15 protein-coding genes are annotated in these 21,883 nt (G+C 72.5%); 14 read left to right on the plus strand and 1 reads right to left on the minus strand.

Annotated features, from left to right (window positions below; translation table 11 throughout):
* Positions 1-10 precede the first annotated feature (10 nt).
* From AC5P1B_RS02935 to AC5P1B_RS03000, 14 genes are all read left to right on the plus strand, one after another.
* Positions 11-1,360 (plus strand): ABC transporter substrate-binding protein, encoded by a 1,350-nt coding sequence (locus AC5P1B_RS02935; protein WP_493884571.1) that lies wholly within the window; start codon positions 11-13, stop codon positions 1,358-1,360.
* An 11-nt stretch (positions 1,361-1,371) separates the two neighbouring features.
* A complete protein-coding gene (locus AC5P1B_RS02940; RefSeq protein WP_493884572.1) occupies positions 1,372-2,370 on the plus strand; it encodes a carbohydrate ABC transporter permease in 999 nt (332 codons plus the stop codon).
* 4 nt (positions 2,371-2,374) lie between these two features.
* A complete protein-coding gene (locus AC5P1B_RS02945) occupies positions 2,375-3,283 on the plus strand; it encodes a carbohydrate ABC transporter permease (RefSeq protein WP_493884573.1) in 909 nt (302 codons plus the stop codon).
* A 6-nt stretch (positions 3,284-3,289) separates the two neighbouring features.
* A complete protein-coding gene (locus AC5P1B_RS02950) occupies positions 3,290-4,576 on the plus strand; it encodes a 6-phospho-beta-glucosidase (RefSeq protein ID WP_493884574.1) in 1,287 nt (428 codons plus the stop codon).
* Positions 4,567-5,619: an N-acetylglucosamine kinase gene (locus AC5P1B_RS02955; RefSeq protein WP_493884575.1), complete on the plus strand. Its 1,053-nt coding sequence runs from the start codon at positions 4,567-4,569 to the stop codon at positions 5,617-5,619. The genes AC5P1B_RS02950 and AC5P1B_RS02955 overlap by 10 nt, the downstream gene beginning before the upstream one ends.
* Before the next feature lie 293 nt (positions 5,620-5,912).
* Positions 5,913-6,143 (plus strand): hypothetical protein, encoded by a 231-nt coding sequence (locus tag AC5P1B_RS02960; RefSeq protein WP_493884576.1) that lies wholly within the window; start codon positions 5,913-5,915, stop codon positions 6,141-6,143.
* Entirely contained in the window at positions 6,136-6,963 is an 828-nt protein-coding gene (locus AC5P1B_RS02965) for a DUF2637 domain-containing protein (RefSeq protein WP_493884577.1), read from the plus strand. The genes AC5P1B_RS02960 and AC5P1B_RS02965 overlap by 8 nt, the downstream gene beginning before the upstream one ends.
* Before the next feature lie 616 nt (positions 6,964-7,579).
* Complete coding sequence (locus tag AC5P1B_RS02970) at positions 7,580-9,055, plus strand: GlnX family signal transduction membrane protein (RefSeq protein ID WP_493884578.1); 1,476 nt, start codon at positions 7,580-7,582, stop codon at positions 9,053-9,055.
* A 14-nt stretch (positions 9,056-9,069) separates the two neighbouring features.
* A complete protein-coding gene (locus tag AC5P1B_RS02975; protein ID WP_493884579.1) occupies positions 9,070-10,092 on the plus strand; it encodes a glutamate ABC transporter substrate-binding protein in 1,023 nt (340 codons plus the stop codon).
* Between the two features lie 145 nt (positions 10,093-10,237).
* Positions 10,238-11,599 (plus strand): hypothetical protein, encoded by a 1,362-nt coding sequence (locus AC5P1B_RS02980; protein ID WP_493884580.1) that lies wholly within the window; start codon positions 10,238-10,240, stop codon positions 11,597-11,599.
* Positions 11,596-14,727, plus strand: a complete 3,132-nt coding sequence (locus tag AC5P1B_RS02985; protein WP_493884581.1) for a serine/threonine-protein kinase — start codon at positions 11,596-11,598, stop codon at positions 14,725-14,727. The genes AC5P1B_RS02980 and AC5P1B_RS02985 overlap by 4 nt, the downstream gene beginning before the upstream one ends.
* Before the next feature lie 849 nt (positions 14,728-15,576).
* Entirely contained in the window at positions 15,577-16,992 is a 1,416-nt protein-coding gene (locus AC5P1B_RS02990; RefSeq protein WP_493884582.1) for a PP2C family protein-serine/threonine phosphatase, read from the plus strand.
* Between the two features lie 202 nt (positions 16,993-17,194).
* The gene (locus tag AC5P1B_RS02995) at positions 17,195-18,553 is read left to right on the plus strand and encodes a vWA domain-containing protein (RefSeq protein ID WP_493884583.1); all 1,359 of its coding nucleotides are present in this window, start codon (positions 17,195-17,197) and stop codon (positions 18,551-18,553) included.
* 79 nt (positions 18,554-18,632) lie between these two features.
* Positions 18,633-20,405, plus strand: coding sequence for an FHA domain-containing protein (locus AC5P1B_RS03000; protein ID WP_493884584.1), 1,773 nt, complete (start codon positions 18,633-18,635; stop codon positions 20,403-20,405).
* 270 nt (positions 20,406-20,675) lie between these two features.
* Here the strand turns inward: AC5P1B_RS03000 and AC5P1B_RS03005 are convergent, their stop codons facing one another.
* Complete coding sequence (locus AC5P1B_RS03005; RefSeq protein WP_493884585.1) at positions 20,676-21,824, minus strand: methyltransferase domain-containing protein; 1,149 nt, start codon at positions 21,822-21,824, stop codon at positions 20,676-20,678.
* Positions 21,825-21,883: the final 59 nt, after the last annotated feature.

The following is a 21,883-nucleotide window of genomic DNA, read 5'->3' on the forward strand; positions in this document are numbered from 1 at the left end:
GAAGTCCGCCATGCCGCGAACGCGCACGCACCGCGCTCCGGCCGTCCTCACCGCAGCGCTCGCCGCCTGCGGCCTGCTGCTCTCCGGCTGCGCCAACCCCAGCACCGGAAGCGCGAAGGACGACCCCACCAAGCCCGTCACCTTGAAGTTCTGGCACGGGTGGAGCGAGAAGAACGAGGTCAAGGCGATCAACGACAGCCTGGCCAGATTCACCGAGCTGCATCCCAACATCAAGGTCAAGGCCACCAGCAACGTCAACGACGTCACCACCAACCAGGCGCTGCGCGCGGGCGGTGGCGACGCCCCCGATGTGGTGTCGTCCTTCACCACCAACAACGTCGGGCAGTACTGCTCGTCGGGCATGTGGGTCGACCTCGACCCGTTCATGGCGAAGACCGGCCTCGACAAGCACAAGGTATTCCCCAAGCCCCTGCTGGATTACACCAGTTATGAGGGAGAGCAGTGCGCGCTGCCGCTGCTCGCCGACGCGTACGGCCTGTACTACAACAAGGACGCCTTCGCTGAAGCGGGCATCAAGCGGCCGCCGCGCACCATGTCGGAACTCCAGCGCACCGCGGTGAAGCTCACCAAGCGCGAGAAGAACGGCGATTACGAGCGGCTGGGCTTCATGCCCAACTTCCGGCTCTACCAGAACAGTCCGGACCGGATGTTCGCCCAGTGGGGGCCGCGGTATTTCGACAAGGAAGGCAAGGCCAGGCTCGCCGACGACCCGGCCGCGAAGGAGTTCTTCAGCACGCAGCGCGAGCTGGTGCGGGCCCTTGGCGGTTACGGCCCCACGGAGAAGTTCCGGGCGACGTTCGGGGATGAGATGTCCTCCCAGAACGCCTTCCTGACCGGCAAGCTCGCCATGCACATGGACGGCGAATGGCGCGGGCTGATGCTGGACGACGCGAAAGCGGACTTCGCGTGGGACACGGCGCCCATGCCGGTGCCGGACGACCAGCCGGAGACGTACGGGCGCGGCTATCTGACCGGCACCGTGGCGGGCATCGCGCACAGCAGCAGGCACCAGAACGCGGCGTGGGAACTCGTGCGCTTTCTGACCGCCGACACCGACCAGGTCGTCAGCTTCGCCAACGCCATTCACAACGTGCCCTCGACCAAGGCGGCGCTCACCTCTCCCAAGCTGGACGCCGATCCCGCGTTCCGCACGTTCCTTGACATCGCGAGCCACCCGGACAGCGTCGCGATACCCCCGTCGATCAACGGCGGTCAGTACATCCTCACGCTTCAGGACTTCGCGTACGACGCGGAGGCGGGAAAGGTCGGCGACATGGACAAGGGCCTGCGCGAACTCGATGACCAGATAGACGCCGACAACGTCCAAGCGCGGAACTGACGGAGTCAGCCATGGCCATATCGAGTACCAAGGCGCCGAGCGGCGCGGCGGCGGCCGACCCGGCGCCGGACAACGCGGCGGCGCTGCGCCGCAGACACCACCGGGACCGGCTGCGCACGATCGGCTTTCTCTCCCCCTGGCTGATCGGCTTCACGGTCTTCTTCGGCTACCCGCTGGTCGCCACCGTCTATTTCTCGTTCATGCACTACAACCAGATCGAGTCGCCGACGTTCGTGGGCTGGCGGAACTGGGAGTACGTGTTCCAGCAGATGCCGCTGTTCGGACCCGCCCTGCGGAACACGCTGTGGCTGGTCGTGGTGATGGTGGCGCTGCGCGTCGCCTTCGGGATCGGCATCGGGCTGCTGGTCACCAAGATCAAAACCGGTGTCGGCTTCTTCCGTACGGCCTTCTATCTGCCGTACCTCGCCCCGCCGGTGGCCGCGACCGTCGCCTTCGTCTTCCTCCTCAACCCCGGCACGGGGCCCGTCAACGAGGTGCTCTCCACCGTCGGCATCGACGCGCCGAACTGGTTCAACGACCCCACCTGGGCCAAGCCGTCGCTGGTCATGCTGTCGCTGTGGGGCGTCGGCGACCTGATGGTCATCTTCATGGCGGCGCTGCTGGACGTGCCGAGGGAGCAGTACGAGGCGGCCGAGCTCGACGGCGCGGGGGCGTTCGCGAAGTTCCGGTACGTCACCTGGCCGGCGATCATCCCGATTGTGATGTTCGCCGTGGTCACCGGTGTCGTGCAGACCATGCAGTACTACACACAGGCGCTCGTCGCGGGGAAGCTCGCCTCCGGCGTCAGCGTCGGCCCGGGATCGACCATCCCGCCCGGCCACCCCGACCACTCCACTCTCACCGTACCGCAGCTCGTGTACTCGCTCGGCTTCCAGAACTTCAACACCGGTGCGGCATGCGTGCTCTCACTCGTGCTGTTCGCCATCGCCATGGCCGTGACCACCCTGCTGATGCGCAAGCGCGCCGGGCTGCTTTCGGCGGAGGACTGACCCCATGACCAGCACCGCTCTCCCACCGCGCGCGACCCGCGCGCCCCGGTCCGTACGCACCCCCGCCCAGGAGGCGGCCCGCGCCCGCCGTACCTCGGTCCTGCACTGGATAGCGGTGCACACCGGTGCGCTGGCCGCCGCTCTCTTCTTCCTCCTGCCGTTCGTCTTCGTCTTCCTCACCTCCGTCATGAGCGACAGTCAGGCGATGAGCGGCGAGCTGTGGCCCCACGAATGGCGCTGGTCCAACTACGCGGACGTCTTCCACACCCCGGGCTTTTTGACCTGGTGGCGCAATTCGCTGCTGTACGCGGGCATCGGCACGCTCCTCACCGTCTGCTCGTCCATCCCGGTGGCGTACGCGCTCGCCAAGTTCCGCTTCCGGGGCCGCCGGGGCGCCATGATTCTCGTCATCTCCACGATGATGCTGCCGCCGCAGGTCATCGTGATCCCGATGTACCTGGTATGGGCACAGCAGTTCGGCCTCTCCGGATCGCTGTGGCCGCTGATCATCCCGATGGCCTTCGGAGACGCCTACTCCATCTTCCTGCTGCGGCAGTTCCTGCTGACCATTCCCCAGGAGTATCTGGAGTCCGCGCGCGTGGACGGCTGCGGGGAGATCCGTACGCTGCTCACGATCATCGTGCCGATGGCCAAGCCGGGCATCGCCGCCGTCGCGCTCTTCCAGTTCTTCTACTGCTGGAACGACTACTTCGGCCCGCAGATCTACGCGGCGCAGAATCCGGGAGCCTGGACACTCAGTTACGGGCTCGAATCCTTCAAGAGCGCGCACAGCGTCAACTGGAATATGACGATGGCCGCGACCATGCTCGTCATGGCACCAGTCATCATCGTGTTCTTCTTCGCACAGAAAGCCTTCGTCGAAGGCGTCACCCTCACCGGAGTAAAGGGCTGATTGGCTATGAAGCTCGCAGTGGTCGGCGGAGGCTCGACCTACACCCCCGAACTCATCGACGGTTTCGCCAGACTGCGGGACGTACTGCCGCTGGAGGAACTGGTCCTCATCGACCCGGCGGCCGACCGGCTTGAGCTGATCGGCGGCCTGGCGCGGCGGATCTTCGCCAAGCAGGGCCACCCCGGCACCGTCTCGTGGACCTCGGACCTGGACGCCGGTGTGGACGGCGCCGCCGCCGTCCTGCTGCAACTGCGCGTCGGCGGCCAGGCCGCCCGGAACCAGGACGAGACGTGGCCGCTGGAGTGCGGCTGCGTCGGCCAGGAGACGACCGGCGCGGGCGGCCTGGCGAAGGCGCTGCGCACGGTGCCCGTCGTCCTCGACATCGCGGAACGGGTGCGGCGCCGCAACCCGGAGGCGTGGATCGTGGACTTCACCAACCCGGTCGGCATCGTCACCCGCGCCCTGCTCACCGCGGGCCACAAGGCCGTCGGGCTGTGCAATGTCGCCATCGGCTTCCAGCGCAAGTTCGCGAAGCTGCTCGACGTCGCCCCCGGCGAGATCTACCTGGAGCACGTGGGGCTCAACCACCTCACCTGGGAGCGCGGGGTGCGGCTCGGCGGGCCCGACGGCGCCGACGTCCTGCCCAAGCTGCTCGCCGACCACGGCGAAGCGGTGGCGGCCGACCTGCGGATGCCCCGGGAGCTGATCGACCGGCTCGGCGTCGTCCCCTCCTACTACCTGCGCTACTTCTACCAGCACGACGCGGTCGTACGGGAGCTGAAGTCCAAGCCGTCCCGGGCCGCCGAGGTCGCCGCCATCGAGCAGGAGTTGCTCGGCCTCTACGGCGACCCGGCGCTGGCGGAGAAGCCGGAGCTGCTCGGCAAGCGCGGCGGCGCCTTCTACTCGGAGGCCGCGGTCTCCCTGACCTCCGCGCTCCTCGGCGACACCGGGGACGTCCAGGTGGTCAACGCCCTCAACAACGGCACGCTGCCCTTCCTCCCCGACGACGCGGTGATCGAGGTCCCGGCGGCAGTCGACGCCTCGGGCGCGAGCCCCCTGCCCGTACGGCCGCTGGAGCCGCTGTGCGCCGGGCTGGTCGGGCACATCACCGCGTACGAACAGCTCGCGCTGGACGCGGCGCTGCTCGGCGGGCGGGAGACCACGCGGCGTGCGGGACGCGAGGCCGTGTTCCGGGCGCTGCTCGCCCACCCGCTGATCGGTCAGATCGAGTACGCCGACCGGCTCACCGACGACCTCATCGCGCACAACCGGGAGCACCTGGCGTGGGCCTGACCGGTTCCGTGCTCGCCATCGACGCGGGCAACAGCAAGACCGACGTCGCACTGGTCGGCCCGGACGGCTCGATCCTCGGATCGGCACGCGGCGGCGGCTTCCGGCCGCCCGTCGTGGGCACAGAGACCGCCGTGGCGGGGCTGGCCGGGCTCGTCGCCGAGGCCGCCGGGGCGGCGGGCGTCCGCACGGCGCCGTGGAAACCAGGGCAACAAGGACCGGAGGGGACGGCCGCCCCGCTGGTCGAGCACGTCCACGCGTGTCTGGCCAACGCGGATCTGCCCGTGGAGGAGGAGCGGCTGACACGGGCCATCGTGGCGCGCGGCTGGGGCCGCACGGTCACCGTCGCCAACGACACGTTCGCGCTGCTGCGTTCGGGCCTGCCGGACACCGGCGAGCCGACCGGGGTCGCCGTCGTCTGCGGCGCCGGAATCAACTGCGCGGGCCTGGCGCCCGGCGGGCGCGCCGCGCGGTTCCCGGCGATCGGCCGGATCTCCGGCGACTGGGGCGGGGGCGGGTATCTGGCCGAGGAGGCACTGTGGTGGGCGGCGCGGGCGTGGGACGGGCGCGGTGAGCCCACCGCCCTGGCCGACGCGCTCCCCGCCCGCTTCGGCCTGCCCGGCATGCTGGAGCTGATCGAGGCGCTGCACCTGGGGGACGTGCCGCGCGCCCGCCGCCATGAGCTGACGCCGGTGCTGTTCGCGGTGGCCGACGCGGGTGACGCCGTGGCCCGGGCGATCGTCGCCCGCCAGGCGGATGAGGTCGTCGCCATGGCCGCGGTCGCGCTGTCGAAGCTCGACCTCATGGGCGAGCAGACACCGGTGATCCTCGGCGGCGGAGTCCTCGCCGCCCGGCACCGGCTGCTCGACGACGGGGTGCGGGAGCTGCTGGCCGAACGGGCGCCGAAGGCGACCCCGCGCGTGGTGACGGCTCCACCGGTGCTGGGCGCGGCCCTCCTCGGCCTTGACCACATCGCCGCCGGACCCGCGCTCTACACTCGGCTGCGCGCCGCGTACGGTGAAACCGGCCCGCCGGGGCAGCCGTGACTCCGTGTGAAACCGAGGGCTCCGGGCGGAGGTTGTTCCGGGGCCCTCCGCCCGTTCTTCAGATATTCGCCACGCTTTTACGAATTATCAAAGCTCGTTTATTCAGACCGCCTTAAATACGTTGCACGGTAGATCGTAAGAATCGTAACTTCCCATCTATTGTCGCCCAGGGGGAGTACGCCCGTCTGGCCGTGTCGCTCGTTATTCCTCATGTGACTTCACACCCCGCGCACTTCGGCCCAGCGGCCGAGGTCGCGCCCCGCCCGCGGCATCAACGCCTGGGAGACTGGGTAATGACCGCCGCCTCTCCGGACGACTCGGACAGCACAGCGCGTGCCCAGCTCCAACGCGGCGTGGAACAGGTACGGCTGCACTGCTGCCGCCCCGAGCTGGCGGACTTCGCAGCGGCCATGGAGCAGATCGAGGCCGAGTACGCGCGCCGCAGCGCCGCGCTGTACGAGACGGCCGCGGCCACTTCCACCACCCGCCCGCTCCCGCAGCTCTGGCAGGTCCGCCATGCATGAGGGTTACGACTCCTACGGCATCCACCCTCCTGAGCCCGATGCCTACTACGGGCCGCACGCCGGTCTCGGCCCCGTGGGCATGCCCTACTCCACGCACCCCGAGTTCGGCCCCGCTGACGCCTTTCCCGAGGCACACTTTCCCGAGGCGCAGGAGCCCTACCCCTTCCCGACCCCGCAGGAGCCCTTCACCGCCCCCGACCTCGCCGTGCTCGGCGGGCACTGGGAGAGCGAGGACGAGCTGACCGAGCTGCTGCGGGAGTCGACCGAGGCTGAGTACGGGTTCATCCCGCCGCCCCGCGCCGCGGGGCCCGTCGCCTCGCACCGGCGCCGCCGCCTACAGGGGCTCCGGAAGCTGTTCAAACGCCGCCCGAGCCGCGTCAACCGCTCACACCTGCTGAGCTACGTCATCGCCGCGGTGACGGCGCTCATCGTCGCCGTGGTGAGCGTGCTGGGCGGGATGTTCGCCAACGAACCGCTGCGCCGCGTCGCCTCCCCGGGGCCCGTGGACCATCTGGCCATCTGGTGGCCCGTGCTGATCTACGGGCCGTGGCTGGTCGCCGCGCTCTCCATCCTGCGCTCGGCCGTGCACCAGCGCCGCGCCGCCCACTCGTGGGCGATCGTCCTGCTCTTCTGCGCCTTCGCCGTCCTGCTGTGCGTCGCCTGCGCCCCCAAGACCGTCAACGGCGTGGCCGTCGCCGCGCTGCCCGCCATCGCGGCGGTGACCTGCTTTCACCAGCTCGTCCGGCAGATCACGCTCACCCGACCACCGCGCCGCTCCACAGCGGGCCAGCACAGCTCCTTGCGTCACCCGAATCCGTAACCCGGCCGGCTCCGTGCGCCAAGCAGGGCGAGGCCACGGGCCGACACGGTCACGTCGACGCGACGCGCACGCCCCATGGCGGTCACAGCCGCACGCGCGCCCCCGCGGGACAGGCGGGACAGAGGGCGACGCACACGGCCGGTGCCACCAGCCCCGGGCGCACCCTGTCGGGTACGAACAGGGCGCCAGGTCCGATGTCGAGCGGCGGCTGAAAATCGCGCATGCGGCGTTCCTCCGCTTCCGGTGCTCCTGGCATTTCCAGTGCCGATCAGGCCCGTTCACCACGTCGTGGCCCCGCGGACGCGTCATGAGCCGCCCGGGCCGCCATGGCGTTCCGGCCACCTCGCACGCCGGGACGACACGGTTACCGCACTCCCGCGAGAACCGAACGCGGCGGCCCCGGAACCGAACACGCCGGCCTGACGTCCTCGGATGCGAAACCGTGTCGGGGTCGGCGTCGGGGTCGGCGTCCGGGGCGGGACGAAGCTCGCGGTCACGACAAGATCCGTTCATTACCGGTGTGGTTGTCAGCCCTTGCCGCCATACTGCTGCCCGGACGCCCGTCGCCTGCCCCACCGGGTGGCGGACCGCCGCCAGCGACCCAGGGGGAGGTCTCGTGTCACACCCGCCGACCGGCGGTATCGCGTCGGCAGCGGCAGCGCCCGCACCCGAGGCGCCGTCCCCGGCCCCCGCGGCCGGGCAGAGCGCGCCCCCGGTGCCCGCCGTGCGGCGCAAGGCCTGGCGGGAGGGCCTGGACCAGCTGCGGGCCGCGGCGACGACCGAGCCGGGCAGGCTCCGGGTGATCGGCGCCGTACTGGCGGCGCTGGTCATGGCGTTCGGGGCGCTGACAGCCATGCAGGTGGCGGACCGGGCGGAGTCGGCCGACGCGGTCGTGGAGAGCAGCCAGCCCCTGAGCCGCGACGCCGCCGACATCTACCGCACCCTCGCGGACGCCGACGCCACGACCGCGCGCGGCTTCCTGAGCGACGGCCCGGAGCCCCGCCCCGTGCGCCAGCGCTACGAGAAGGACATCGCGAGGGCGTCCGAACTGCTGGTGAAGGCGGCGGCGAACACCGAGGGCTCACAGTCCGCCCGGCGGCAGATCGCCAAGCTCAACCACCATCTCCCGGCCTACACCGGGCTGGTGGAGTCCGCGCGCTCCAACAACCGGCAGGGGCTGCCCCTTGGCGGTGCCTATCTGCGGTACGCGAACCAGACGATGAGCGAGCAGCTGCTGCCCGCCGCCCGCGAGCTGTACGAGGCCGAGTCCGCTCAGCTCGACGCGGACTACGACGACGCGAAGACCTGGCCCTGGGTGGCGCTCGGCTCGGGAGTGCTGGCGCTGGCCGCGCTCGGCTGGGCCCAGCGCCGCCACTACCGGCGTACGAACCGGGTGTTCAACCACGGTCTCGTCGCCGCGACGGCGGCGACGACGGTGGTCCTGCTGTGGCTGACCGTGGGGCACACCGTCGCCCGCGCCGGTCTGGCCGACTCCGACGAGCACGGGGCGCGGTCGCTGCGCGTCCTGAACGAGGCCCGCATCGCCTCCCTCCAGGCCCGGGGCGACGAGAACCTGACCCTCGTGGCGCGCGGCGCCGTGGTCGTCGAGAAGGGCCCCGCCAAGAACAAGGACGCGTACGAGGTGGGCTTCGGCTCCCGGATGAACGACCTCGCCGGAGAGCAGCGGGCGGACTCGCCGGGCACCCCGCCGGCCGCGGCGAGCAGCCTGCTCGGCGAGGCCCGTTCGCTCGCCGACGACGCCAGCGGACGCGAGCCGGTGGCCAAGGCGCTGGCGGGGGTGCGGGAGTGGCAGCGTCGGCACAGCGACGCGAGGAAGACGGACGACCACGGCGAGTACGACAAGGCGGTGGCGAAGATCACCGGCGGCAAGGGCAGCACGGGCGAGTGCTTCGACCAGGTGGACACAGCGCTGGCCGCCGCGATCTCCCACGAACAGCGTGAGTTCGAGCAGGCGGCGGACGACGGGCGCGGCGCACTCGGCGGTCTTCCGGCCGGTGCCGCCGTGCTGGCCCTGCTGGCGGCCCTGGGCACGGTGCTCGGCGTGGGCCGCAGGCTGTCGGAGTACCGGTGACAGGGGGCATGAGGATGCGAACGGCGCGAAGCGGGCGAGCGGGCCGACGGCGGACAGCCGCCCTGTCGGCGGCGGGTTGCGCGCTGGCGGTGACGGTGGCGCTCCTGGCTCCGGCGGCGTTCGGCGACGGAGGCGGCGACGGCCGCCAGGACGGCGGCAGTGCGCGGCAGCGCGTGGCGGCTCAGGCCCGGGACGCCGAGGCGCCCGCCGCCGACTGCGAGACGCCGGAGGCGAGCCTGCGGCCCGCCGGCGCCACCGGTGACGCGGTGCGGCGGATCAAGAACAGCAAGGCCAAGAAGCTGGTCGCCGGAGTCGACCAGAACAGCTACCGCTGGGGTTACCGCGACCCGGCGACCGGCAGGCTCACCGGCTTCGACATCGACCTGGTGCGCGCCATCGCCAAGGACATCTTCGGTGACCCCGAAGCGGTCATCTTCCGTACGATCCCGACCAGTCAGCGCATCCCCGCCCTCAAGCAGCACAAGGTGGACATCGTCGTACGGACGATGACGGTCAACTGCGACCGGATCAAGGAAGTCGCTTTCTCCACCGCGTACTTCGAGGCCGGTCAGCAACTGCTGGTGCCCAAGGGCTCGCGGATCACCTCGTACGGCGAGAGCGTGCGCGGCAAGCGGATCTGCACGGCGAAGGGATCGACGGGCGAGGCGGAGCTGGACGACGAGGAGCATGGCGCGCGTGCGCTCGGCGCGACCAAGATGACCGTCCCCAACCAACTCGACTGCCTGGTAAGGCTCCAGCTCGGCCAGGCGGACGCCGTCCTCACGGACAACGCGCTCGCCGCCGGCCAGGCGGCACAGGACCCGTCGGTGAAGCTGGTCGGCGAGCCGTTCACGAAGGAGTCGTACGGCGTCGCCATGAACCTCGAAGACGAGGATCTGGTGCGCCGGGTGAACAAGGTGCTGGAGGATTACCGCAAGGGCGGAAAGGACAGCCCCTGGATGCGGGCGTACAACAAGTGGCTCGCCGAGGACCTCAAGGGGATCAAGGCACCACCCACGCCCCGCTACAAGGACTGACACCACCCCGCAGACCGGCCAACAGCCCGACATCCAACAGCCCGACAGGACCAGCGAACCGGACGATACCTACCAGGCGCACCGCCCCACGACAGCGCGGCGCACACGGGCAGCACGCACAGGACACGCACAGGAGAGGTGATCGATGGCGGTCCCGGGTTCCTTTCCCGGCTCGGCGGAGATGCCGCGGCATCCCGCGGCCATGCCCCATGGGCCGGTCCTGGAGCGGGAAGAGGTGGACCGCGCGCTGGCGAAGCTCGGCGCCGAGCACGAGGCCATCGAGTCCTCGCTGCTCGCCTTGCAGGACCACGCCGGGCGCAGGCTCCTGGAGGGCGCCGAGCTGACCGGCACCACCAAGGTCAGGTGGGCCGCCGCCGAGCAGATCATCACGACCCTGTGGACGTACTTCGACGCCTACACCGCGGCCCTGACCACCGCACGCGAGCTGCGGGGCCGCCGCCGCTGGCCGAACCAGAGCGACCTGGCCGAGCTCACCGAGATCCTGCGGGGCACGCACGTCACCGTGCCCGGCGGTGGGCCGCTGACCGGCACACCGCGGCTGAGCGAGCGGTTCAGTCTGGACGGCCTGGTGGAGCGGATGAACAGCGGGTACGCACAAGCGCTCGACGTGGTCGTCACCTCCGACACCGTGTGGTCGGCGCTGCCCGCCCGGATCGACATGCTCGCCGCCGAGCTCCAGCGCACCCGCTCGCTCGCGCACTCCGTGGGCGTCCGCCCCGGCGAGCACCCCTCCGGTGACGACCTGGAGGAGATCACCGCGGAACTCACCGCGCTGCGCGCCGAGGTGATCTCCGACCCGCTCGCCTTCTGGTCCGGCGCCTCGCCCAGCTCGGCGCCGGGCGGCGGCCGCCCCGACACCGAGCGCTACGACAGGGCGGCGCGGGCCCTGGAGGACGTACGCAGGGAGATCGAGGCGGTCCTCGCCGTACGGCAGGACGCCGAGCGGCGGCTGATGCAGCTCAGAGACGTCCTGTCGCGCGCCGACCGCACCCTCGCCGAGGCACGGCAGGCGCGCGGCGAAGTGCTCGCGAAGATCTCCGCTTCCGTGGTGCCCGCCGTCAGCGGGCCGCCGACCGCGCTGTACGAGCAGCTCGCCAGGGCCGCCGAGCACCGCAGGCACTCGCGGTGGCACCGGCTTTCACCGCTGCTGGAGAGCCTTGAGGAGCGCGCCGACGACGAACTGCTCCGGGCGCGCGAGTCCTTGACGGCGGTGACGGCGCCGCTCGCCGTCCGCGCGGAACTGCGCGGCAGGCTCGACGCGTACAAGGCGAAGGTCGCCCGGCACGGCATGGCGGAGGACCCCCTGCTCATCGAGCGGTACGACGCCGCCCGCCGCCTGCTGTGGAGCGCGCCGTGTGACCTGCTCGCCGCCGAGCAGGCCGTGTCGCGCTACCAGCGGGCGGCCGCCGACGCACTGGTGCCCCGGCAGGCGTCGCCCGCCGACCGGCCGGGGCAAGGACCAGGGCAGCCGAGGGGGAACACATGAGTACCAGCGCCAGCGCGAGCTGCCAGCGGCCCGGCTGCGCCGGGACGTATGAGGACATGGGCGGCGGCGAGCTGTACTGCGACACCTGCGGTCTCGCCCCGGTGGTGTCGCCCCGGGGCCTTGTCTCCTCGCCGCCCACCGGTGTCACCGGCGGTGGCGGCAGCGGACGGTCCGGCGCCTCGGGAAGCTCCCGCTCCTCGTCCCGGTCTTCCTCCCGGTCTTCCTCAAAGTCATCGTCCCGGTCCTCCACGTCGCGCCGCTCGGTGTCCGGGCGGCTGTCCAGGTCGCTGTCGGGGAGCAGCACCGGGCGTTCGGTCTCGGTGCGCAGCTCCCCGTCGACGGCGTCCGCGTCGGGCCGCAACCGGCTCGGCGCCGGTCTGGTCTCCGTGCCGGAGGTGCCGCGCCCCGACCCGCGCACCGCCGTGCTCGTGAACCCCGAAGTCCCGGAGCGGAAGCGTTTTTGCAGCCGCTCCGACTGCGGAGCCCAGGTAGGTCGCTCACGTGGCGACAAGCCCGGCCGCACCGAAGGGTTCTGCACCAAATGCGGCCATCCGTACTCCTTCGTGCCCAAGCTCAAATCCGGCGACGTCGTGCACGGGCAGTACGAGGTGGCGGGCTGCCTCGCGCACGGGGGCCTCGGCTGGATCTACCTCGCCATCGACCGCGCGGTGTCCGACCGCTGGGTGGTGCTCAAGGGCCTGCTGGACACCGGGGATGAGGACGCGCTGGCCGTAGCACTCTCCGAGCGCCGGTTCCTCGCCGAGATCGAGCACTCCAACATCGTCCGGATCTACAACTTCGTCGAGCACCTCGACCAGCGCACCGGCAGCCTCGACGGCTACATCGTGATGGAGTACGTCGGCGGCAAGTCGCTCAAGGACCTGGCCAACGAACGGCGCGCGAGCGACGGCAGGCGTGACCCGCTCCCCGTCGAGCAGGCGTGCGCCTACGGCATCGAGGCCCTGGAGGCACTCGGCCACCTGCACAGCCGCAACCTGCTGTACTGCGACTTCAAGGTCGACAACGCCATCCAGCAGCAGGACCAGCTCAAGCTCATCGACATGGGCGCGGTCCGGCGCATGGACGACAACGACAGCGCGATCTACGGCACCGTCGGCTACCAGGCTCCCGAGGTCGCCGAGCACGGCCCCTCCGTGGCCTCCGACTTGTACACCGTGGCGCGCACCCTCGCCGTGCTCACCTTCGACTTCCAGGGCTACACGAACATCTTCGTGGACAGCCTCCCCGACCCCGGCAACATCGACGTCTTCCGGCGCTACGAGTCGTTCTACCGGCTGCTGGTCCGGGCGACCGACCCGGACCCGGCCCGCCGTTTCGCCTCAGCCGAGGAGATGGCGGACCAGCTGACGGGCGTGCTCCGCGAGGTCGTCGCCCTCCAGTCGGGACGGCCAAGGCCCGCGCTCTCCACTCTGTTCGGGCCCGAACTGCGCGTCGTGGACACCCGGTTGTTCGCCGAGAGCGGCGCGGAGACCTCACTCCTCGGCGCACGCCCGGACGGCGGCCGGGCGGCGAGAGGCGGCCGATGGCGCCGGGGCGGCCGCGCCGGGACCAGGGCATCGGCGCTGACACGGCCACCACTGCCGGGCGGGCACGGACAGGCCGGGCAGCACGGGCCGGCCGGGCAGCACGGGCCGGGCGGGCACGTGGGCCCGCCGCTGGGGCCAGTGGCGTCCGGCGCGCCAGGGCAGCCGCCGCAGGCGGCACAGACGTCGCAGCCGTCCCAGATCTCGCAATCGTCACAGCTGCCGCACCAGACTCGGTACTCACCCTACGGCCAGGCAGTCCCGCAGGCACCGGGCCTCAGTCCAGCGGCGCCTGGCGTGCCGACGGCGGCCCAGCCGTGGGGTGGTGGCGTCCCGGCGCCGCAGCCCGGCGCGTGCGGCCGAGGAGGACCGGGAAGCGGACATCCGGGCGGACATCCGGGCGGCCGGGGGCCGGGCGAGCTGGGCGGCGCTGCGACGCGCGGTGGGACGAACGGGAACACGGGGACGAGCGGGAGCACAGGTACCAGCGGGACGACAGGCGCCGTTGGACCCGCCGGAGGCACCGGTCAGATCGTCGGGGCCGTCGGGACGGCCGGGGCCGCTGAGGCGCCTTTGCCGCCCGCCACGCCGTCCGGGCTGCCCGCCCTCGCGCCCCTGGACGCGGCAGCGATCGCGCTGGCGCTGCCCGTCCCCCGCATCGACCCGGGCGACCCCAACGCGGGCTTCCTCGCCGGGCTGCTCGCCGCGGCCCCCGCCGAACTGAACGCCGCGCTCCGCGCCGCCCCGGCCGCCTCCACCGAGCTGCGGCTGCGGTGCGTACGGGCGGAGCTCGAACTGGGCGAGACGGCCCAAGCCGGGCAGTCCCTCGCCACGTTGGAAGCCACGCACCCCGATGACTGGCGCGTCGTCTGGTACCGGGGCCTGCACGCACTGGCCACCGGCGACCGGGAGACGGCGGCGCTGTCCTTCGACGCGGTCTACGACGCGTTCCCGGGCGAACCCGCGCCGAAGCTGGCGCTGGGCGTCTGCGCCGAGGTGCTGGGCCAGTTGGACAACGCGGCGGAGTACTACCACCTCGTATGGACGACCGACCCGAGCTATGTGAGCGCCGCCTTCGGGCTGGCCCGGGTGCGGCTCGCGGCCGGTGACAGGGCGAACGCGGTAGCGGCACTGGAGTCCGTGCCGGAAGCGTCCATCCACTACACGGCGGCGCGCGTGGCAGCCGTACGAGCACGGCTCCGGCAGGGGGCTCCCCCGGCCGGAGGCTGGGGCAGCGACGTGCGCGAGTCGCTGCTCACCGATCTGCTGGCGGCAGCCGGACAGGTCGAGCGTCTCGCCGACGCCGGTCTGGACGCTGTCCGGCGCGAGCAGCTGTGCACCGAGGTGCTCGGCAGCGCGCTGGACTGGATACTCTCCAGCGACAGCGGAGCCCCGCCGTCCGCCGGACCCGAAGCGGCGGCGGGAGCCCGACCCGTACTGCTCGGAAGCAGCCTGGATGAGCGTGGGCTGCGCTTTGGTCTTGAACGCTCATATCGGGTACTCGCCAGGCTCGCGCAGCGGGGCGAGGAAAGGATCGAACTGGTGGAACGGGCCAACCGTTTCCGCCCCAGGACGTGGGTGTGATCGATGTCGCAGAAGCCTCGGCTGCCAGCCTGCCCGAGCTGTGCGGAGCCGCTTGACTCGGAGGACAACTTCTGCGGTGCGTGCGGAGCGAGCGTCGCCGTACCGGCGGACGCCCGCACGCCGAGCCCGGAACCGGACCCCGGCGCGGGCCCCGGACCCGACTACGCGTGGGGACGCGCCACGCCCGGCCCCGCGGCCGGGCCGGGAACGGGCTACGAGCCGCCGCCGGGGACACCCGGCGCGGTGACCGGCCAGCGAGCCGGTTCCGGCGCTGACTACGAGCTGCGGCCCGGGACTCCGGCCCCCCGCGTGGCCCCGGAGTCGGCGGAGCCGGACCAGCGGCCGCTGAACGGCGCTGTGCCGCCCGGCGATCCCGCTGCGGCTCTTTCCGCCCCACCGCCGGTGCCCGCGATGCCACCCCGGTCCCCCGGCGCCGGACAGGCACCGGCGGCGCCGGTCCCGCCTGTCGCGCCGGCACCGCCCGCAGCCCTGCGAGGGCCCGTGCCGGCACCGGCGGAGTCAACGCCGTCCGGAGCCGTGCCATCGGGTCACACGCCCTCGGCGGCACCGTGGCCGCACCCCGAGCAGCCGACCGCAGCCGGTGCCGGACCCGTACCCGCCTTCCCGTCGCTCACCCCGACGGAACGGCCCACCGGGGGCCAGGGCACGGGCTCGGCGCCAGGCGGCCCCCCTGCCCCGGCCGCCCCCTCCGCTTCCCCTTCCCCTTCCCTTTCTGTTCCTCCTTCTCCCCCTGCTCCTCCTGCTCCCGCTGCTCCCGCTGCTCCCCTTTGCGTTTCTGCTTCCGTTTCCGCTGACGGCTTCGGTCCCGCACCGGGCGCAGGTCCGGGCATGGACGGCACTCCCGGCATGGGCGGCAGTCCGGGCGCCCCTGCCTCTGGCGGGCCGAACTCCGGTTTCGGCCCGGCTCCCGGATACGGCGCGGGGGGAAGCTTCGGTGCCGAACCCGGTTTCGGTACGGACTCCGGTTCCGGTACGGATTCCGCTCCCGGCAGGGACGCGGGCGGCCGGTGGCCCGCCGGGCCGGCCACCGCCCCCGACCCGCGGGAGGCGGCCGCCCTGGACGCGCCGGGCGGGTCCGGCGATCCGACCCTGGTGATGTCGAGCGAGCCCACCCCGCCACCCACCCCGGCTGGCCCCGCCTCGTCCCACGAGAGTCCGGCGGGTCCGACGAGCCCGGCTGGGCCCGCGCCCACCGGTGCCGGAGCGGCGGGCCCGGGCGCAGGCACGGGCTCAGGAGGCGCCGGAGCAGCCGGTGCGGAGCCCGCGGAGGCCGCGGCAGCGGGCAACCGCCCGACCGGCGCCGCCTCCCCGCAGGCAGCCGAGCGGCGCCGGTGCGCCGAGTGCCGGGCCGGTGCCATCGACGACGACGGCTACTGCGAGAACTGCGGTCACGCTCAGCCCCGTGAACGGGACCACATGGAAGAAGAGTTGCCGAGCATCGCCGCCGCGAGCGACCGGGGGCTGCGGCACCACCGTAACGAGGACTCCTTCGCTCTCTCCGAGAGCGCGCTGCCGGACGGCTCGCCCGCCGTCGTCGCCGTCGTCTGTGACGGTGTGTCATCGGCGACCCGGCCGGACGACGCGTCCGCCGCGGCGGCGGCTGCCGCCGGTGAGCGGCTGCTGGCGGCGCTCCCGGCCGGCACCCACCCGCAGCAGGCCATGCACGAGGCGATCCTCGTCGCCGCCGACGCCGTCAACGCGCTGGCGAACGAGGAGAGCGCGGCGCGGAGGCAGGATCTGCACCGGCAGGAGAACGCCCCGGCGTGCACCATCGTCAGCGCCGTCGTCTCGTCCGGCATCCTCACCGTGGGCTGGATCGGCGACAGCCGCGCCTACTGGGTGCCCGACGACCGCACGTCGCCCGCGTCCCGGCTCACCGAGGACGACTCGTGGGCGGCGCAGATGGTCGCCGCCGGGCTGATGTCGGAGGAGGAGGCGTACGCGGATGACCGCGCGCACGCCATCACCGGCTGGCTCGGCGCTGACGCGTACGAGATCGAGCCGCACACCGCCGCGTTCAAACCGGACCGGCCTGGAGTGGTCGTGGTGTGCACGGACGGACTGTGGAACTACGCCGAGTCCGCGGCGGAGATGGCGGCGGCCGTGCCGGCGGACGCCCGTTCCCGACCGATGGACAGCGCGCGGCGACTGGTCGCATTCGCACTGGAGGGCGGGGGCCACGACAACGTAACAGTGGCCGTGGTGCCGTTCCCCGGGCCGCCCGGCAGGGCAGGATCGGCCTGACGGCTGCGGACGGCCGGGCGACCTCTCGGGGGCGAGGGACGGAGGCAGGGGGCCTCCAGGGGATCAGCGGAGGTTCGGGGGGCGCGGGAAGTCTCGGGAGTCACGGGGGATTGAAGGGGCCGCGTTCGCGTGTCACCAGCGGGCGCTGCCCTGTCCGCCCATTTGTCGATGTGTCCACATGGAGCGTCAAGGAGCGGAACAGATGGCCAACTTCTCCAAGTCGAACGTGCCGCGGTTCTCGGTGGAGGTCTACCAGAACGAGTACCTCCCCGAGGACGGCCGCGAGGTGAACGCGATCGTCACGGTGACCTCCACCGGTGGCGGCACCACGGGGGGCCTGCCGCTTGCCTCCACCGACCCGGCGCGCGTCGAGGCGCGCGGCGCGGGGCCGGACGCGGCCGTCGTCATCATGGTCGACTGCTCCGGCTCCATGGACTATCCGCCGACGAAGATGCGCAACGCGCGGGACGCGACCGCCGCGGCGATCGACACGGTGCGCGACGGCGTCGCCTTCGCCGTGGTCGCCGGTACGCACAAGGCGAAAGAGGTCTACCCGGGCGGCGGCGCGCTCGCGGTGGCGGACAGCATGACCCGCGCGCAGGCCAAGGACGCGCTGCGGAAGCTGAGCGCGAGCGGTGGCACGGCGATCGGCATCTGGCTGCGGCTCGCCGACCGGCTGCTCAGCTCGTCGGATGTGGCGATCCGGCACGGCATCCTGCTCACCGACGGCCGCAACGAGCATGAGAAGCCCGAGGCGCTGCGGGCGGCGCTCGACGCCTGCTCTGGCCGGTTCACCTGCGACGCCCGGGGCGTCGGCACCGACTGGGAGGTGAAGGAAGTCACAGGCATCGCCTCGGCCCTCCTCGGGACCGCCGATATCGTGGCGAACCCCTCCGAACTGTCCGCCGACTTCACGCGGATGATGGAGGCGGCTATGGGGAAAGAAGTCGCGGATGTCTCTTTGCGGATCTGGACTCCCCAGGGTACGGACGTCACATTCGTGAAACAGGTCGCACCGACCGTCGAGGACCTCACAGGCCGCCGCACCGAGACTGGTCCGCGCGCGGGCGACTACCCGACGGGCTCCTGGGGCGACGAGTCCCGTGACTACCACGTCTCGGTTCGGGTACCGCTGGCAGGAGTCGGCCAGGAGATGCTGGCCGCGCGGGTCGCGCTGGTACTGCCCACCCCGGACGGAAGCCCTCCGCATACCCTTTCGCAAGGTCTCGTACGGGCTGTGTGGACGGATGACATGGCCGCGTCCACAGCCATGAACCCGCAGGTCGCGCACTACACAGGCCAGGCGGAACTGGCCCAGGCCATCCAGCAGGGACTCGACGCGCGCAAGTCGGGCGACTGGGATGGAGCGACCGCGAAACTCGGCCGCGCGGTGCAGCTGGCGAACGCCTCAGGGAACGCCGATACAGCGAAACTGCTTTCGAAGGTGGTGGACGTCGTCGACGCGGCGACAGGTACTGTGCGATTGAAGGCGAAGGTCGCGGATGCCGACGAGATGACGCTCGAAACGCGCTCGACGAAGACCGTCCGCGTCAAGAAGTAGCGCCGGACCCAGTAACGAGAACCAGCAACGAAAACCAGCCACCAACGCCAAGAAACGGCACACGAGGGGGAACACCGACATGCCGACTTGCCCGAACGGCCACCAGTCGTCGACCGAGGACTGGTGCGAGGTGTGCGGTCACCGGATGTCGGCCGCACCCGCTGGCGCCGTGCCCCCGCCCCCGCCGCCTCCCGGCATGATGGGCGTCCCCAGCCCGCCCCCGCCCCCCGGCGCACCCGGCCCCGGCGGCCCCGGCGGTTACAACGGCCCCGGCGGCCCTGGCGGTTACGCCGGCCCTGGTGGCCCCGGCGGTTACGACGGCCCTGGTGGCCCCGGCGGCTTCAACGGGCCCCGTGGCCCCGGCGACCCGGCTGGCCCCGGCGGGCCTGGCCAGGGCCCGGGCCAGGGCGGCTTCGACGGCCCGGGCGCCCCTGGTGGTCCTGGTGGTCCTGGTGGGCCCTCCGGCGGTTTCGGTGGCCCCGGCGGTCCCGGCGGCCCGGGCCAGGGGCCCGGCCCCGGCGGCTTCGACGGCCCTGGCGGCCCTGGTGGGCCGAACGGTCCCGGCGGGGGCTCCGGCGCGTTCAGCGCTCCCGGCGCCCCCGGTGGGCCTGGCGGTTCCGGCGGCCCCGGCGCTCCCGGCGGCTACGGCTACCCCAGTCAGGAGTCGGAGCCCACCTTCCACGCGGAGCTGTGCCCGCAGTGCCGTACGCCCCGTGAGGCGCAGGCGCCGTTCTGTGAGGAGTGCCGCTACAACTTCCTCACCCACTCGGCGACCTCGTACACCCCGTACAGCCCGCCGCCCGCTCCCTCGCGCGGTGGCTTCCCGCCGCCCCAGCCCCAGCCCCAGCCCCCACACGGCCAGCCGCAGCAGGGCCAGCCCCCGCAGCAGCAGCCGCAGCAGGGCCAGCAGCCGCATCCGTACGCGCCGGACTCCCCCCCGCCCGGCCCGCCGCAGGGTCAGCCGTCGCAGGGATTCGACTACCAGGGCTCCCGCCCGTCGCAGGTGAACCGCCCGGCCGAGCCCCTTCCGCACGCCGGGCCGCCCCCGCATGCCGGAGGCGGGCCAGGCGGTGCGCCCCATGGGCAGCAGACGCCCCCGCCGCCGGGTGGTCCGGCCTTCGGCGGTGACGACGACTGGATGCTGTCCCCGCCGGGTTCCCCGGAGGCGTCGGCTTCCGGCAGCGCGCCTCCCGCGCCGCCCCGGCAGTTCCCGGACCCGCCGGCGCCGGGGCGCGGAGGTGCGCCCTCGGGGCAGCCGCCGTTCCAGGGTGACGACGAGTTCGCGAGCTCGGCGGTCGCTCCGCCGCAGCCCGTGCAGCCGGTCCACCCCGGCCCGCCGCCGCCGTACACGGGACAGCCGCAGCCTCCGCAGCACTCGCAGCCGGACGCGTCGTACCAGCAGCAGCAGAACTTCCCGGGCCCCGGCCAGGGTGGTTCTGCCGGTCCGGGCAACTGGCTGGCTGTCGTCGCGCCCGACCGTGAGTACTTCATGGCGATGATGACCCGCAGCGGCCCCGAGGCCGCCGGGCTGAACCTCCCGGCGTACTCCCCCGAGCAGCAACTGCCGCTCGTCGGGCACCAGATCACGATCGGTCGCCGCCGCCACAGCACCGGCGAGTCCCCCGACATCGACCTGTCCCGTCCGCCGGAGGACCCGGGCGTCTCGCACCAGCACGCCGTGCTGGTGTCGCAGCCGGACGGCGGCTGGGCGGTCGTCGACCAGGACTCGACGAACGGCACCACCGTCAACGGCGGCGACGAGCCCATCCAGCCGTACGTGCCGGTGCCTCTCCAGGAGGGCGACCGCGTCCACGTCGGAGCGTGGACGACGATCACGGTCCGCCGGGGCTGATCAGGAACAACGAGGACCGTCACGGTCCTCGGCGACCCGTGACCGGGCCGACCCCGCCGGTCACGGGTCGCCGAGGCCGGTCACGGTCGGCCCGCCCGGCGGTCGGCCGGCTCCGGCTCAGCCGGGCCGCCGCGCGCTTACCGCTGCTCGCCCCGGTGCCGTGACGACGTCCGTACATATCCACAACCGTACGTATCCACCGTCCACGGCACCGGAGCGTCCGCCGGGCCCGGCGCCTGCCCGCGCTCCCTCCCTGCGTGCCGCGTTCCGCTAGCGGGTGAGCAGCGGCCATTGGTACGGGCCGTCGGGGCGGTCGAGCCAGGCCCACTGACGTTCACGCTGCGGTCCGTGTCCGTGCCGACGGGTGGGCGGCGCGTCGTGGGGGCGCTCCCGCACGCCCTCATCGCCCGGTGCCTGGCCGTCCTCGCCGTGGCCTGGACCCTCGCCGTTTGTTTCGGTGCGCCCTGCGGCTGCCCCTGACGCCGTCCCCGAGGTCAGCTCCACGCTCAGCCCGAAGCGCTCGCGGTCGGGGCAACCCTCGTGCTTCCAGAGCTCCAGGGCCTCCAGCGGATGGAGGTGTCCCGCGGTGATCGACAGCAGGAAGCGGATCAGCGGGTTCTCCAGGTCCGCGAGGGGCAGCCCGTCCGTGTCGACCCGCGGCGGGAGGCCGCTGCCGCGCAGCGGCACGAAATACGCGGGTGTGTCCAGGAAGCGGCCCTCCGCGTGCGCCGCGTCGCTGACGCGCAGCTTGATCAGCCCGGTGGCCAGCGGGGCCAGGATGAGCGCGCCCGGCGCGCACTGGGCGAGCCAGGCGGTGGGGAGGGACGAGAGCGCGCACGTGGCGATGATCCGGTCGTACGGGGCGCGCGCGGGGCAGCCGCGCGCGCCGTCGCCGGTGACGATCGTCGGCCGGTATCCGGCGGCGATGAGGTGGTTGCGCGCCGACTCGGTGATCTCCGGGTCGAGGTCCACGCTGGTCACCAGGGACTCGCCCAGCCGGTGGCAGAGCAGCGCGGCGTTGTAGCCGGTGCCGGCGCCGATCTCCAGCACCCGGTTCCCCTCCCGCAGGTCCAGGGCCTCCAGCATCCGCGCCATGAGGGAAGGCTGACTGCTGGAGGAGACCAGCTCGCCGTCGCGTACCCGGGTGGCCAGCGGAGTGTCCGCGTACGCTCCCGTCAGCCAGCGCTCACCGAGCACAGGGTCGGGGTCGTCGCGCCACAGCCGCCGGAAGCCGCCCCCGTCCAGGTCACCGCCGCTGACGAAGTAGTACGGCACGAACAGGTGCCTCGGGACCTCGGCGAAGGCGGCCCGCAACGCGGAGTCGGTCAGCTCACCGCCCGAACTGATCTCGTGCACCAGCTCTTCCCGCTCCACGGCTGCCGCCGCGGCGTAAGGATCGGTCTGCGCCTCGGCACCCATCCCCCCACTCTCCCGCCGTCCTGCCACGCACGGCAAACGGTGGCCGGGCGCGGCGGAAC

It is taken from the genome of Streptomyces sp. A01, assembly GCF_059026195.1.